The organism is Streptomyces sp. NPDC048484 (assembly GCF_040651415.1).
GTDB lineage: Bacteria > Actinomycetota > Actinomycetes > Streptomycetales > Streptomycetaceae > Streptomyces.
This window is the reverse complement of the sequence record NZ_JBEZJY010000098.1, coordinates 1-13,878: the sequence shown is the minus strand read 5'-3', so window position 1 is coordinate 13,878 and position 13,878 is coordinate 1. Positions and strand designations below refer to the sequence as shown.

At 69.7% G+C, this 13,878-nt stretch carries 10 protein-coding genes and 1 pseudogene; 3 read left to right on the top strand and 8 right to left on the bottom strand.

All coding sequences use genetic code 11. From position 1 onward, the window contains the following. Positions 1–224: 224 nt before the first annotated feature. Positions 225–755, bottom strand: coding sequence for a hypothetical protein (locus AB0D14_RS44095; protein ID WP_362790928.1), 531 nt, complete (start codon positions 753–755; stop codon positions 225–227). A gap of 264 nt (positions 756–1,019) precedes the next feature. Here AB0D14_RS44095 and AB0D14_RS44090 point away from each other — a divergent pair, with 264 nt between their 5' ends. Together AB0D14_RS44090 and AB0D14_RS44085 are read left to right on the top strand one after the other, a co-directional pair. Next, entirely contained in the window at positions 1,020–2,048 is a 1,029-nt protein-coding gene (locus AB0D14_RS44090; protein ID WP_362790926.1) for a PP2C family protein-serine/threonine phosphatase, read from the top strand. Between the two features lie 166 nt (positions 2,049–2,214). Then, positions 2,215–2,733, top strand: a complete 519-nt coding sequence (locus AB0D14_RS44085) for a carboxymuconolactone decarboxylase family protein (RefSeq protein WP_362790925.1) — start codon at positions 2,215–2,217, stop codon at positions 2,731–2,733. A gap of 93 nt (positions 2,734–2,826) precedes the next feature. Here AB0D14_RS44085 and AB0D14_RS44080 read toward each other — a convergent pair whose 3' ends face one another. From AB0D14_RS44080 to AB0D14_RS44050, 7 genes and pseudogenes are all read right to left on the bottom strand, one after another. After that, a complete protein-coding gene (locus AB0D14_RS44080) occupies positions 2,827–3,621 on the bottom strand; it encodes an aminotransferase class IV (protein WP_362790923.1) in 795 nt (264 codons plus the stop codon). A 79-nt stretch (positions 3,622–3,700) separates the two neighbouring features. Then, positions 3,701–4,879 (bottom strand): FAD-dependent monooxygenase, encoded by a 1,179-nt coding sequence (locus AB0D14_RS44075; protein WP_362790921.1) that lies wholly within the window; start codon positions 4,877–4,879, stop codon positions 3,701–3,703. A gap of 1 nt (position 4,880) precedes the next feature. Next, the gene (locus AB0D14_RS44070) at positions 4,881–6,473 is read right to left on the bottom strand and encodes a class I adenylate-forming enzyme family protein (protein WP_362790918.1); all 1,593 of its coding nucleotides are present in this window, start codon (positions 6,471–6,473) and stop codon (positions 4,881–4,883) included. Positions 6,474–6,523: 50 nt separating this feature from the next. Then, a complete protein-coding gene (locus AB0D14_RS44065) occupies positions 6,524–8,023 on the bottom strand; it encodes an AMP-binding protein (RefSeq protein WP_362790930.1) in 1,500 nt (499 codons plus the stop codon). An 83-nt stretch (positions 8,024–8,106) separates the two neighbouring features. After that, positions 8,107–10,254 carry an aminodeoxychorismate synthase component I gene (pabB, locus tag AB0D14_RS44060; RefSeq protein WP_362790915.1) on the bottom strand — a complete coding sequence of 716 codons (2,148 nt, stop codon included), beginning with the start codon at positions 10,252–10,254 and terminating at the stop codon, positions 8,107–8,109. A 26-nt stretch (positions 10,255–10,280) separates the two neighbouring features. Next, positions 10,281–10,877 (bottom strand): antibiotic biosynthesis monooxygenase, encoded by a 597-nt coding sequence (locus tag AB0D14_RS44055; protein ID WP_362790912.1) that lies wholly within the window; start codon positions 10,875–10,877, stop codon positions 10,281–10,283. 660 nt (positions 10,878–11,537) lie between these two features. Then, positions 11,538–12,726 (bottom strand): annotated as a pseudogene (locus AB0D14_RS44050) (IS701 family transposase). A 215-nt stretch (positions 12,727–12,941) separates the two neighbouring features. On the opposite strand from AB0D14_RS44050, the gene AB0D14_RS44045 reads away from it, so the two are divergent. Beyond that, entirely contained in the window at positions 12,942–13,691 is a 750-nt protein-coding gene (locus AB0D14_RS44045; RefSeq protein WP_362790910.1) for a maleylpyruvate isomerase family mycothiol-dependent enzyme, read from the top strand. Positions 13,692–13,878: the final 187 nt, after the last annotated feature.

Genomic DNA, 13,878 nt, shown 5'->3' with positions numbered 1-13,878 from the left:
GCCTTACGCCTGCCCGGACTTGGGAACCACGCGGGCCGCAGCGCAAGCATCGCGATCACAGCGAGCGACGGGCGCTTACCGGGAAAGACTCAGTGGGTAGTTTTCTCCGCGAACCCCCAAGACTATGCACAGCGTCCCGAAGATCATGCCCCCAACTATGAATAACGCCAACTTGACTTCAGGTTTTGTGGCCATGGGTTCTCCTCGCGACCGCGTGGCTTTGTTTATAAGTCATAAGCTAGAAGGTCGGAGAGAAGCCAAAAATTGCGGCTTTCCGGGCCGCATGGAATGAATCGCCACCCGGAAAGCCTCTCCGTCACCGTGCCTGGTGTCCCAAAAAGACCGGTTGCGGCCGTGAGGGTGCCGCTATCGGCTGCCGCACCGGTAGCGGCCAGGCAGTCTGCGCGGCCAGTGACAACTTTCTCGCCAATATCGAGGACATCGGACAAACTGAACTGTCCGCTGGGCTCGATGCGGTTGACGGGGTCGCCTTCGGCGTAGAGGTAGGGGTTCTTTTCCTGGCCGGAGGGGTCGGGCTGGGTCAGCTTCTCGGTGGTGGTGGAGCGGGTGACTTCCCAAATGGCCATTGGATTCAGCCTGCCCCCGGGTTCTCGGTTGAATCCCGTGTCCACACCGGCAGTTGACGTGCCGGACCGGCCCGGCGCACCGTTGTGGATGCAGGTGTCACCGAGGCGGATTCGCTCCGACTGGTAGGTCGAGCCGTACCGGCCGATGGAGGTCTTGTCACCACCCACACCCACCGTGACCGAGGTCGGCTGGGAGGAGCCCGACCAGGAAGTCTGCCTCCGCGCGCCGTGCAATCCCATGCGGCGTAGAAGCGCGCACCACGCACACCGAACCTGCTCACACCGAAGCCCGTTGCGGACATTTTCCGACCCAGCCGAACCCCTATCGACCGACTTCGTCGATTTCTGGCGCGCGATCGCCCTGGGGACGGTACTTCTGCTTCCATGGTCAACCACAGGGGCCAGGTCATCTTGCTTAATCGGAGGTGAGGCATGCACAGCGGACACCGGAGGTGGACGCTGGCCGTCTACGGCGTGGGCCTGCTCCTTACTGTCGTCGACCTGGCCACCGGTCGGCACACCTCGCTGGTCGGCACCCTGCTGATGTGCCCGCTGCTGGCCGCCACCCGCCTGAACGGCAGGTCCACCGCGCTGTGCGCCGGCTACGCCCTGCTGGCGGCCCTCGCCGTCGCCGGATACGAGCAGGGGCCGGCCAGTCTCCACTCGCCGGACGCACAGGCCCGCCTGACCGTGGTGGCGCTCGCCGGCGGAACGGCCGTCGTGACAGCCCGTCGGCTCACCACCGTCCAGCACCAGTTGGCCGCCGTGGCCGTCAGCGCTCAGCGCGCCATCCTGCGCCCTCTCACGTTCAGTGCCGACGGCCTGTGGGTGTGCGCCCGCTCCCGCTCGGCAGCGCCCCTGGCCGAAATCGGCGGGGATCTGTATGCGTTCGCTCAGACACCGGCCGGCCTGCGCCTGATCATCGGGGACGTGCGCGGCAAGGGCCTGGAGGCCGTCCGCCTGTCCGCCGCTGCCATCGGCCATTTCCGCGACCAGGCCTACACCGCCCCGGACCTGGCCACCCTGACCGCTCGGCTGGACAAGTGCCTGGCCGGTGATCTGGGCCCGGAGGACTTCATCACCGCAGTCCTGGTCGAGATCACGCCCAAACGCCTGACCCTGGCCAACTGCGGCCACCACGCCCCACTGCTGCTGCCTGCCGCGGGTACACCGGTCCTCCTCGAACCGGCTGAACCCAGCACCCCGCTGGGCCTGTCTCCCCAGCCCCTCCTTCAGCAGGTTCCGCTCACCGAAGCGGACCGGGTGCTGTTCTACACCGACGGGCTGGTCGAGGCACGTGACCGTACCGGCAGCATGTTCGCCCTGTCCGATCTCACCCAGCCGTGCAGCCTGCCCTTTCTGGGCGACGCCGTGGAGACCGTTCTCCACCTGGTGGAACGCCGCACCGAGGGAAGGGCCGGCGACGACATCGCACTGATCCTGATCGAGTCCTCCGCCTGATCCCCCATGCCTTCAGTGCTCGAACGCGGGTGACCCTGGTCGAGGATCCGTCTGCCAGGAACTTCGCCGTTACGCAGGAGTGCCCAACTTGCGGTCAGTATCGGAATGTTGGTGAACTCTCACTGTTTCCTTTTTGCTGCGCTCATCATCAAGATAGAGTCGGCTCATGGCACTCATCGAATCCGCTGAATCGGCTGAACCCGCTGTATCCACACCCCGCGTGGCGCTCAAGAAAGTAACTCCCGACGTGTCCGCGACAATGGGCGCACTGCACGGCGCCGCCGTGTCCGCCGCGCAGGAGGCCGAGGTCGAGCCGGAACTTCTGGAACTGATGCGGATTCGCGCATCGCAGATCAACGGCTGCGCGTTCTGTATCGACATGCACACGAAAGACGCCCGTGCGCAGGGCGAGAGCGAGCAACGCGTGTACGCGCTCGACGCCTGGCGGGAGACGCCGTTCTTCAGCCGCCGGGAGCGTGCCGCACTGGCGTTGACCGAGGCAGTGACGCTGGTGCACGACGGGCATGTCCCGGACGCGGTCTACGCACAGGCCGCCGAGGTCTTCGACGAGGCACAGATCGCGGCACTGATCTGGGCGGCCACCGTCATCAACGCGTACAACCGCATCGCGATCGCCACACGGATGGTTCCGGGTGGTTATCAGCCTGCCCAGAAGAAGGCCTGAAAAGATCCGGAGAATGAGCCGATTCGGAAATGGCTTTGCGCGCCGGGCCGCATCAGATCGGTCCGGCGCGTGCCTTTTCGGTACGCTCTGGGGTCAGTCGGCCGGCAGGGGTTCCATACGACTGTCCAGCCATTCCTGCCATTCCTTCGCACGCGGAGCCGGACCCGCGTTCATCGGCCGTCCTTCCCAGCCGGCCACCGGACGAATTCCGTGCAGGGCGTTCACCAGCCACACCTCACGGCCTGCCAACTGGTCCAGGGTTCGTTCGCGGTGTGCCAACTGGATCCCGCTGCGCAGAGCGTGCTCCTGGACGAGCCCCGTGGTGACGCCTGCCAGGATCGGCAGCTGCGGCGGGGGCAGGCACAGGACGTCGTCCTCCCACCACAGCAGGCTGGAGCTCGCCGCCTCCAGCACGAGGCCGGACGGGGCGATCAGCACCGCCTCCTGCGCGCCCTGCCCGGACGCCCGCTGCCTAACCCGGGCCAGCACGTCCAGGTCCGGTCCCTTGCGGCGCGGCACGGTGCGTGGATCGGGCTGACCTGCCGCCCACACCCTCACCTCTGGGGCCTGCGGCGGAGCGTGCCTCAGGAGCAGTCTCAACTGAAGGGAGCCTGCCACCAGTTCGACGCGCGGGAACCAGGATCCCGTGCGGGGCAGCGCGGCCGTCATGTCCCGCCAGAACTCGGTGAGTTGTTGGAGAGATGGCCCTCCGCAGTCACCGCAGGCCCGCAGGAACCGCTCCCGGTGCCGGTCGAAGCCGCGCACCTGCCCGTCCCTGAGCAGCCAGGAGTCCGCGACCAGCAGCTGTGTGTCGGCCGCAAGACCCCCGATCAGTCCATGGCCGGGCACCCAGGCCAACAGTCCTTCTGCGGTTGCCGGTTGTGTCATCAAAGAATCTCTCCTCTCAGTACATCCGTCAGTACGTCCGCCGACGCGTCCGGATTCATCCGCCGGCGCGTCCGCGTGATCAGTACTTCCGGCCGGCACTCGCCGGTGAGCCGTGTCTGGGGCCGTAGGGAGCGTGCTCCAGCCAGGCCCCGCACCACGGCAGTACGGGGGCGAGGGTCGCCGCCGCCCGCTGTTTCGCTTTTACGATCCGGCGCCGCGGCCGCAGATGGGCCAGGGCCACGCCGGCCGCCTCGCTGTTGAACAGAGCGGCCGTGCGCCGGTCCGTCGCGAACTGCGCGACGGCCTCCCTGGTGCCGGCGGCCACGGCTGCCGCTGCCGCCGCCGCGTCCGCGATGCCGCTGTTCATGCCACGGGCACCGAACGGGGGGAAGAGGTGGGCGGCTTCGCCGGCGAGCAGTACCCGGTGCCGGGGATCGGTGAAGTCCGCCGCCACCTTGCGGAGGAACCGGTAGGTCGACACCCAGAGGATCCGCTCGGCGTACCCCTGCCCCACGACCGCGGGCAGCCATTCCCGTACCGCGCTCTCGGTCCCGTAGGACTCTTGGCGGTCGTCGTCCCGGCACTGCAGATCGACCTGGAATCCCCCGGTGAACGGCACCCGCATGACACTGCGGCCGCCGACGCCGGGATGTTCGTAGTGGAAGACCCGCTCCAGCGGAAGTTCGGCTCCGGGGATGTCGGCGACGTCCACGACGACGTGGAAGCCGGCCGAGCTGGTGCCCTCCATCGGGATGCCCAGCTCCTGTCGGACGGCCGAGCGCGCGCCGTCCGCGGCGATGACATGGCTGCCCGTCCAGGCGCGTCCGTCCTCGCCGCTCACCACGACTTCCGTGTCCGTGGCCTTGACAGCTGCCACCCGCGCGTCCCAGACGAACTCCACCCCGGCCGCCTCGCAGGCGGCGAGCAGCAACCGCTCGGTGTCCACCTGGCGCAGGCTGGTGAAGGGCGGTGGGAACGAGGGCGGCGGGAACGTCCGGGCGTACACCTCACGGCCCCGGTACAGGGTGCGTTTGGTCTGCCAGGTCCGTCCGTGCTCCGCGATGCGGGCGGCGAGCCCGGGGCGCATGTCTTCGAGCAGCCGCAGTGTCTCCTTGTGTACGAACAGGGCCCGGCTGCCCGGCCGTTGGCGTCCTTGCGGGTCCGCTTCGAGGAGGGTGACCGGCAGTCCGTGGGCACGCAGGCCGAGCGCCGCCGACATTCCCACGGGGCCGGCGCCCACCACGATGACGGGGCTCATGTCAGGCGCCGCCGGACAGGTCGGCGGTGGCAGTGGCGCTCTCGGTGAGCATGCGGGTGATCTCGACCCGTTTGACCTTCCAGGTGGAGGTCATCGGCAGGTCCTCGAAGCGCCACTGCCGCGGGTCGGCCAGCACCGGCAGGTCCGCGGTGGCCTCCCGCCAGCGCCGCAGGTCGAGGGGCTGTTCGCGCCGGACGCACACCACCGGTACCGGCTCGCGGTCGACGCCGGGCACGATCACGACCTCGCGCAGCTCGTCGAGGCGGGACATCAGCGTGTCCTCGATCTCCAGGTTGCTGTGCACGGCGTCGATCTGGTCGATCTCACGGTCGATCAGATACAGCGCGCCCCACCGGTTCCGGTGCCCCATGTCGCCCATCTGCCACCAGCCGCCGTCCAGTTGACGGTCGTACTGCTGCTGCGCGCCGAGGTAGGTGAGGATCCTGCCCCTGGTCCGCGCCTCGATACGGCCGGGGTCGCCGGGCCGGACCCGTCGTCCCGCGCTGTCGGCGATCCGGACCCTGGTGAAGCCGGGGATGCCGATGCCGACCCGGCGGCCGTCGGCGCGGGCCGCGCTGCGCCGGGTGTACCACTGGAAGGCGACCGGGCCCGTCTCGCTCTGCCCGTACAACTGGATCAGCCAGGGCGAGCGCCGGTTCGAGGCGCCGAGCAGCCGCTGCACGGTACGCGGGTGGATGGCGTCGAAGGTGCTGCCGTACGAGCGGACGCGGGCCAGCGGAGCGCCGGGCGCGTCCGCCAGCTCCTCCCACAGCACGAAGGTGTTGGGGTGGGTCTCGACGATGCCGGGGCGGTGCCGCGCCAGCAGCGGGCCGGCGGCGGCGGGCTCGGGGTCGGTGATGAACAGCAGCGGGCTGCCGAAGTGCAGCAGGACGCCGAGCAGATGGTAGAAGCGCGAGTGCACGAAGGACAGGTGCAGGGCCGCGGTCTCGCCCCGGGTCGGCCAGCCCATGGCCTTCTGCGGTACGAGCCGGTTCCACATGGTGTTCGCGCAGTGCACGGCGAGCTTGGGGTCGCCGGTCGTGCCCGAGCTGTGGGTGATGAGCGCGGGTTCGCGGGGGTGCAGCCGGACGGGCCCGTGGGGTGGGGCGCCGGCGTACTTGTCCAGCGGGACCGCGCCGGGCGCGTCGTCCACGCTGAGCGTCCGCCGTACGAGTCCCGCGATCTCGATGTCCTTGAGCGGGCCGGTGAGCTTCGCCCGGTCGGTGATCAGCCAGGGCTCGCTCAGCCGCTTGAGGAGCCGGCCGACGACCGGGCCCGCCAGGCCCGGTGAGAGCAGGACGGGTACGGCGCCGATCCGGGAGACGGCACAGGCCAGCAGGACGATGTCGACGTTGTCCGTCTTGTGTACGACGACGTGCTCGGAGGGCCGGACGCCGGCCTCCCACAGCCGGCCCGACAGCTCGTCGACCACTGCCGCCAGGAGCGGATAGGTGAGGTCGAGTCCGAGGCCGGGGTTGACGTCCAGCGGCCGGTCCAGGGTGACCGGGACGGCTCCGTGCCGGGCGGCGGCCTGCCCGAGCATCGGGCCCAGGTAGAACCCGCGGTCGGGGAGCAGGGGCTGCGGTCGGGGCATGGGCCCGTTCCTTTCTGCGCTGTGAGCGTTCACGGTCACCACGGCCACGGTCACCACGCCCCTCTGCGTACGAGGTGACGGCGGAGCTTGCCGGTCGGGGTGCGGGGCAGTGACGGCACGACCTGGATGGTTCTGGGCACCTTGAAGGCGGCGAGGTGTTCGCGGGCCAGGGCGATGAGTGCGGCCTGCAGGTCGGACCTGGTGGCCGCGAAGGTCGGGGCGGCCGTCGCCGACACGCCGATGACGACGTAGGCCCGCAGTGCGGTCGCACCGCGTTCGTCGGTGGCGGACGCGACGGCGACCTCACGTACCGCGGGATGCTTTCGCAGTACGGCTTCCACTTCCAGCGGGGAGACGGTGATGCCCCCCACCAGCTCCATGTCGTCGGCCCTGCCCAGGATGCGGTACGTGCCGTCCGCCTCGCGCAGCGCCCGGTCCCGGGTGGCGAGCCATCCGCCGGCCAGGACGCGCTCCGTCTCCTCGGGCAGGTTCAGGTATCCGGGTGTCACCGTCGGTCCGCGTACGAAGAGTTCGCCCTCCGTGCCGTCCGGCGCGGGGCGCCCCGCGCGGTCCCGCACCTCCAGGTCGAAGCCGGGCACCGGCCGGCCGACGGTGCCCGGGGTGTTGGCGTCGAGACTGTTGGCGCAGAAGGCGTGTCCGGCCTCCGTGGAGCCGATCTGTTCCAGTACGGGCGCGCCGAGCAGTTCGGTGACGCGCTCGCCGAGCCCGGCGGGCATGCCTTCGCCGGCCGACACGGCGGCGCGTACGGAGGCGAAGCAGCCGGCGTGCCCGTCGGCGCGCTCGGCGACCAGCGCCGCGTACGCCGAGGGGACGGAGTAGAGGAGGGTCACCCGGTGGCGGGCGACGAGTTCGTCCACCGCTGCGGGCGAGGGCCGCCGGTCGACCAGTACGGCCGAGGACCCCGAGAAGAGCGGGAAGGCGAAGGCGTTGCCGAAGCCGTAGGCGAAGAACAGCTTCGACACCGACAGGGTGACGTCGTCCGGGGTGATGCGCAGCAGCCGGTCGCCGACGAGTTCGTGGTACGCCCCGGGGTCGCCGTGGCAGTGCACGACCCCCTTGGGGGTTCCGGTCGTGCCGGAGGTGTACTGGATGTAGAGCGGGGTGCGCGGACCGGCCGGATGAGCGCCGGTGACCGGCGGGGCGCCGCGGGTGAGCGCGACGAGCAGGTCGGCGCCCAGTTGCGTCCGTCCGGCGAACCTCTCCTCCAGGCCCGGACCGGTCACGCACAGCTCGGCCCCGGCGTCGTCGGCCATGAACTCGTGGTTGGCCGCGGTCAGCTCGGGGTTGACGAGGACCGCGACCGCGCCGAGCCGGGCGGTGGCGAGGAAGGCCGTCACCCAGGCGAGGGAGTCGGGCAGTGCGAGCAGCACCCGGTCTCCGGGGCGGACGCCGTGGTCGGCCAGTACACCGGCGGCGCGCGACGCGAGGTCGTGCACCTCGCCGTGGGTCCAGGACCGGTGGCCCTGGTGGAAGGCGGGCCGGTCGGTCCAGCCCTGCCGCTCGGCCAGCGCGGGGAGCGCGGCGGCCAGGTTGCCGCTCTCGGTGGCCGCGCCGGTCTCCGCGGCTCGGGCACGTGCCGTGCCGGCGGGGCTCGGGGCGGAGGTCGGGGGCGTCACCGGACCCGCTCCGGCAGGGGGACGGGCACGGCAGCGGTGGACTCACGGTGGGCCCGCAGTTGCGCGGCGGTCTTCAGCAGCATCTCGTCGTACTCCGCCTCGGGGTCGGAGTCGAGGACGATGGCGCCGCCCGCGCCCAGGTGCATCCGGTCGCCGGTGAGGACGGCGGTGCGGATGACGATGCTGAGGTCGGCTCCGCCGCTGCAGCCGAGATAGCCGAGAGCGCCGGAGTAGACGCCACGGGCCTCGGTCTCCAGCGTGTCGATGATCTCCATCGTGCGCAGTTTCGGTGCTCCGGTCATCGAGCCGCCGGGGAAGCAGGCGCGGACGCAGTCCACCGCGCCGGTGCCCGCGCGAAGTCGGCCCTCGACGGTGGAGACGAGCTGGTGCACGGTGGCGTACGTCTCGGTGGCCATCAGACGGGGGACGCGGACCGTCGCGGTCTCGCAGACCCGGCCCAGGTCGTTGCGGAGCAGGTCGACGATCATCAGGTTCTCGGCGCGGGTCTTGGCGTCGGCAGCGAGCGAGTCCCTCAGCCTGGCGTCCTCCTCCGGGCGGCTGTCGCGGGGGGCTGTGCCCTTGATGGGCCTGGCCTCGGCGACGCCGTTGCGGGTGATCCGCAGGAACCGCTCGGGAGACGCGCCGGCCACGGCCACCTCACCGAACTTCAGGTACGCGGCATAGGGGGCCGGGTTGATGCGCCGGAGCACCCGGTAGTAGGCCAGCGGGTCGGTCGGTGCGGGTAATTCGGCGGCGTTGGTCAGGCAGATCTCGTAGCTGGTGCCGGCCTTCAGCTCGCGCCGGCAGGCCTCGATGTCGGCGAGGTAGGTCGCACGGTCGCGGACCAGCCACGGTTCGGCGGCACGGAGGCCGGGCTCGGCGGCGGACGGCGGTGTCGGAGCGGGGCCGGGCGGCGACACGCAGCTCAGCTGCTCGACCGCGCCGTCGAGCCAGTCGGTGGCGTCCCGCGTGCCCTGCGGGGTGTTCTCCGCCAGGCAGACGGCGTAGGTGCACGCGTCCCGGTGGTCGACCGCGATCAGCCGGTCGGCGAAGAGCCAGCAGGCGTCCGGGGTCTGGGCCCGGTGGCGGTTCGGCGAACCGCAGTCGGCCTTCAGCTCGTAGCCGAAGTAACCGACATAGCCGCCTGTGAAGTCGAAGGGCAGTTCGGCGGCGTCCACATGACGGGCCGCCAACTGCCGCTTCAGATAGTCGAAGACGCTGGCCCGGATCTTGCGTACGGGGCGGCCCGTCCGCTCGATCTCACAGACGCCGCTCTCGACGTCGTAGCGCACGAACTCGGCCAGCGGACCTGTGCCGTCGCCGAAGAACGAGAAGCGGGACTGCCTTTCCTCGACCCGCGCGCTGTCCAGCCAGAACGCTCTCGGCGCGTCCGCGCACATCCGGGTGAAGGCCGTCTCGGCGTCCACGGCGGCCGCGATCCGGCGGGTGTGCAGCCGGTAGCCGGCCGGCGCGGGCCGCCGGGGCCGGGGCACGAAGACCGTGGACGCGCTGTTCTCGGTACGGGGCCGCGCCACTCGGGGCTCGGCCGACCGGACCGTGCGGGGCCGGGCTGCCGTGAGACTCCGGAAGTTCAGGAACAGCCGGTGGCCGAACTCGGTGAGGACGGACTCCGGATGGAACTGCACACCCCACAGTGGCCGGGTGCGGTGCCGCAGCCCCATGAGTACGCCGTCCTCGGCCCAGGCGGTGCCCTTGAGGCTCGCGGGCAGCGGCTCCCGTACGGACAGCGAGTGGTAGCGGACCGCGGTGAAGTCCTGCGGCAGTCCGCGGAACAGGTCCTCGCCGTCGTGCCGGATTCTGGAGAGGTGCCCGTGCCGTGGCTGCGGTGCGGCCGCCACCCGGGCTCGCTCGCCCGCCGCGATGCCCTGGTGCCCCAGACAGACGCCGAGGACGGGGATGACGGACTCCGCGAGCACCGTGGCGCCGATCCCGAAGTCGCGGGGCCGTTCGGGGTGTCCGGGCCCGGGCGACACCACCACGTTGTCGAACTCCCGGAGGTCCGGGAGACCGTCGGCCGAGGCGTCGTTGAGGACCACCGTCGGCTCCTCGCCGTTGACCTCGGCGATCAGCTGGAACAGGTTGTACGTGTACGAGTCGTAATTGTCGATGAGCAGGGTCTTCACCCGCCCACCCCCCTTTTTCGTCTTTCTCAGCCTTGCACAGCCCTGCGTTTGTGCCGTCCGCGTATCGCCTGCAGCGGCGGGTACAGCCATTTCTTGAAGAAACGCTGAAGTCGCGGCATAAGGATCCACGTGACCATGGCCGTGACGGCCAGACACAGCAGCAGAGTGCGGATGAGAGGGTTGAGACTGCCGAGATAAGGAAGTATTGCCAAATTGAATACGAGCACAGGAGGGAAGACCGCACTCATATTCACGAACCAAAGCTTCCACTTCGGCGGCGGGCGCGGGGCCGCCGCGGTGGCGGAAGCAGTTTCCGTCTGCGAATCGAACCAGACCCTGGAGCCTTGCACGGTCCGCCGGCCGGTCTCCCGGGCCAGCGTCTCGCCGCGGGCCCGCCAGTGTGCCCGTTCTGGCGAGGTGTCCCAGGCCAGCGCGGAATCTTCGCTGGTGAAGCGGTAGACCACATGCCACTCCGCCTCTCCGTCGACGAGCACACCACCGCCAAGAAAACCCGGTTGATCCGCTCCGGCACGCAGTACACCCCACCCCCACGAGTGGAACTCGGCCTCACGGCCGGGCACCACTCGATACGCGACGGTGACGGTTACGGGATTCCTGGTCACGCCCCTGAATACGGAAAGGGAAGACTCGCTGTTCAACTCTCAACGGAATTTTCACCGTCGCCCGGCTCGCACCTCATCGTCAGCTTTGCAACCGATTTGGCACACTTTGACGGATACCCCTTGCGGGCACTTTCCGAATTCCTGAAATCCCTTGCCGAACGCTCGGACAAAGCGTCATCATCGATGTCGGGGGCGCATTGTTCGGCCAGCAAAGGGCTGCTCTTGCCGACCTGGCGAAAAGGCCGGGACCCTCGGGGACAACGGCAGCCCGGTCGAGAGGGTGCGCGGTCTGCGGGCCGTCACGGCCTTCGCGATGACCCGGCGGCGTCGGCGGTCAGGCCCTATGCGGTATTCGCGGCCGTCAACTTGTTGTTCGCCCGGACCAGGCCGCCGTAGCGTTCGTCCTGGTCCTGCGTCATCGGGGGTGGCCAGGTCGCTCGCCGCCGCTATGCCTGAGCGTTTTACTTGGCCCCTGAGCGCCCTACTACTCCAGCAGTACTTCGTGGCTTGACCTGGGGGAACGTAGAGCGGTGGGAGTGTAGCGGGCAGCGTGCCGTCATGGACGGCTTCTGCCTGCACGCCCCTCGAAGGAGTGCCCACGACGGCGGTAGTGGCAGAGGCGGGCCACCGCTTGGCGTCGTCGGCGCCAGTGCGACCAGCTCAACGCATGGGTGTGGGCGCGAAGGGCTCGGGGTGCGTGAGCTGCCAGGAGTCGCCGCACGTCCGCCACGGTGAGCTCGATGACCACGGCATCCTCACCGACAGATCCCCCTTTTCGGCTGCTCGCGCGCTCATCGCCGCGAGGAAGGCATGCGCGAGCATGGCCAGGGTGATGTGTCGGTACCAGCCGACGTAGCGTCGGACTTCGTACTCGTCCAGGCCGCACTCGTTCTTCGCCGCCTGGAAACACTCCTCGATCGCCCACCGGGCGCCGGCGACCCGCACCAGTTCGTCCACTGCGACATCCAGCGGTGCGTATCCGAGGTAGTAGGCGATCTCGTCCGGCCGGCTCAAACCGCGTCGCGCCAGCGCCCACCGGCGACGGATCAACACGCCGTCCTGGTGGTCGTACTCGACCACTGGCCGCAACTGGACAGCCGCCCAGTCGTACTCACGCTGCCCCTTCGCGCCCGCGCCGCAGGAACGGCGTTCCCATGCCTGGCCGGGGGCCTGCTCGAAGGCCCTGTCGATGCGCGGGCCGGCCAGGGAGAACTGGGACTTGGGGACGGCCAGGACACAGCCGACGCCGGATGTTTCCAGCATCCGGCGGAAGCGGTTGTCCTGACCGTAGGCGGCATCCGCCGTCACCCAGGCAACCGGCAGCGGCGAGGCCAGCGCCCTGCGGACGATTGCCGCAGCGAGGGTGTTCTTGGCGGGGAACTCCCGCTGATCGGGGACTTTGGCCGCGCGGCAGCGGTCACGGTCGTCGGTCCAGGACCTGGGCAGGTAGAGCTCCCGGTCCACCAGGGCGCGGCCGGCGGAGCTGGCGTAGGCGGCGAAGACGCCGATCTGGCAGTTCTCAGTGCGGCCGGCGGTGCCGGTGTATTGGCGCTGGACGCCGACCGTGCCGGTGCCCTTCTTCACATCGCCGGTCTCGTCCACGACCAGTACCGCCGCCTCGTCGTGGAGATGTTCGACGACGTACTCGCGCACATCGTCCCGCACGGCATCAGCATCCCAGGACGCCCGGCACAGCAGGTGCTGCATGCCGTGCGGGGTCGTCTCCCCCGGCCCACTCCGCGATCGTCCAGCAGTTCTTGCGAGGCAGGTCCGACAACAGCCCGAGCACGAACGCCCGTGCCCGGCGCCGTGGTTCCACCCGCGCGAACCGCCCAGCAATACAGCCCATCAGGACCTTAAACACTTCCTGCCAGCGGGCAAGATCTATGCCGTGACCTGCGGCCAGCGTCTGATCTTCTGCCTTCACACACCGATGATCACCGGTGGCCGCACCCATTCTTGGACCGGCCCCCAACGGCACGACCACGCACCGCTGTTGGAGCACTCGCAGGTCGGTGGAGAGGGCGAAGGGCCACTGTCAGCGCCGGGTGATAGGAAGCTGGGATGACCCAGACACTTGCCTTCGAAGATCTGCTGGCCCTGGTCCGGGACCGCTCCGCCGCCCTGCGCGGCAGCGTCGCGGGCTCCCTCGATCTGGATGTCCGCGTCCCCAGCTGCCCCGACTGGTCGCTCCGCGACCTCGTTGAGCACCTCACCGAGGTGCACCGGTTCTGGGCGGCGGCGGTCGTGGCCGGCCCCAGTGAGAAGCCCCCGACCGTGGCACCGGCCGATGACACACTGTCAGCCGACCTCCTGGTCCGTTCGGCCGCAGCCACCCAGGAACTGATCGCCGCCCTGCGAACCGCAGGTCCCGCGGTGGACTGCTGGACCTGGTGGGGCGACTCCGGCGTCCCGACGACGAGTGGTGCCGTGGCGCGCCACCAGGTCCAGGAGGCCGCTGTCCACGCCTTCGACGCCCAGCTCGTCACCTCAACTCCCCAGCCTGTCCCGGCGGTTGTCGCACTCGACGGCATTGCCGAGTTCATCGGCATCAGCCATGGCACCGCCGGTCCCTGGCCGCACGAGCCGGCCCGGATCGGCCTGCACGCCGCCGAGGGCCAGTCATGGCTGCTCGACCTGACGACATCGGGATCGCACCTCATCGACGGCCAACATGAAACGGACGCCGACCTCCACGGATCCGCGAGCAACCTGTTGCTCGCCCTGCACGGCCGCCTCCCCTTGGACAGCCTGCGAAGCGAGGGTGACCGCGCCACCCTGGAGAACCTCCTGAACTGGCCAGACCTGGGTTGATCTCCCAGCCCGAGAAACCCCCTGCAGTGCGGTGCTCCGACGCTCTGGCCTGCGGCTTCCGCCACAAGATCACGATCTACAGCTGAAGTACTAGCCCTTCAGTTGGAGATCGGTTCCGCTGCGGTAGTTCGACGGTTCGGTGGTGGTGGGCCGGATGTCGTGGTGCGGGTGTGACCTCGAGGGCTGC

Excerpts from the sequence above, each read along its gene's own strand:
- AB0D14_RS44090 (WP_362790926.1), top strand. The coding sequence starts at position 1,020 with ATGCACAGCGGACACCGGAGGTGGACGCTGGCCGTCTACGGCGTGGGC.
- AB0D14_RS44085 (WP_362790925.1), top strand. The coding sequence starts at position 2,215 with ATGGCACTCATCGAATCCGCTGAATCGGCTGAACCCGCTGTATCCACA.
- AB0D14_RS44080 (WP_362790923.1), bottom strand. The coding sequence starts at position 3,621 with ATGACACAACCGGCAACCGCAGAAGGACTGTTGGCCTGGGTGCCCGGC.
- AB0D14_RS44075 (WP_362790921.1), bottom strand. The coding sequence starts at position 4,879 with ATGAGCCCCGTCATCGTGGTGGGCGCCGGCCCCGTGGGAATGTCGGCG.
- AB0D14_RS44070 (WP_362790918.1), bottom strand. The coding sequence starts at position 6,473 with ATGCCCCGACCGCAGCCCCTGCTCCCCGACCGCGGGTTCTACCTGGGC.
- AB0D14_RS44045 (WP_362790910.1), top strand. The coding sequence starts at position 12,942 with ATGACCCAGACACTTGCCTTCGAAGATCTGCTGGCCCTGGTCCGGGAC.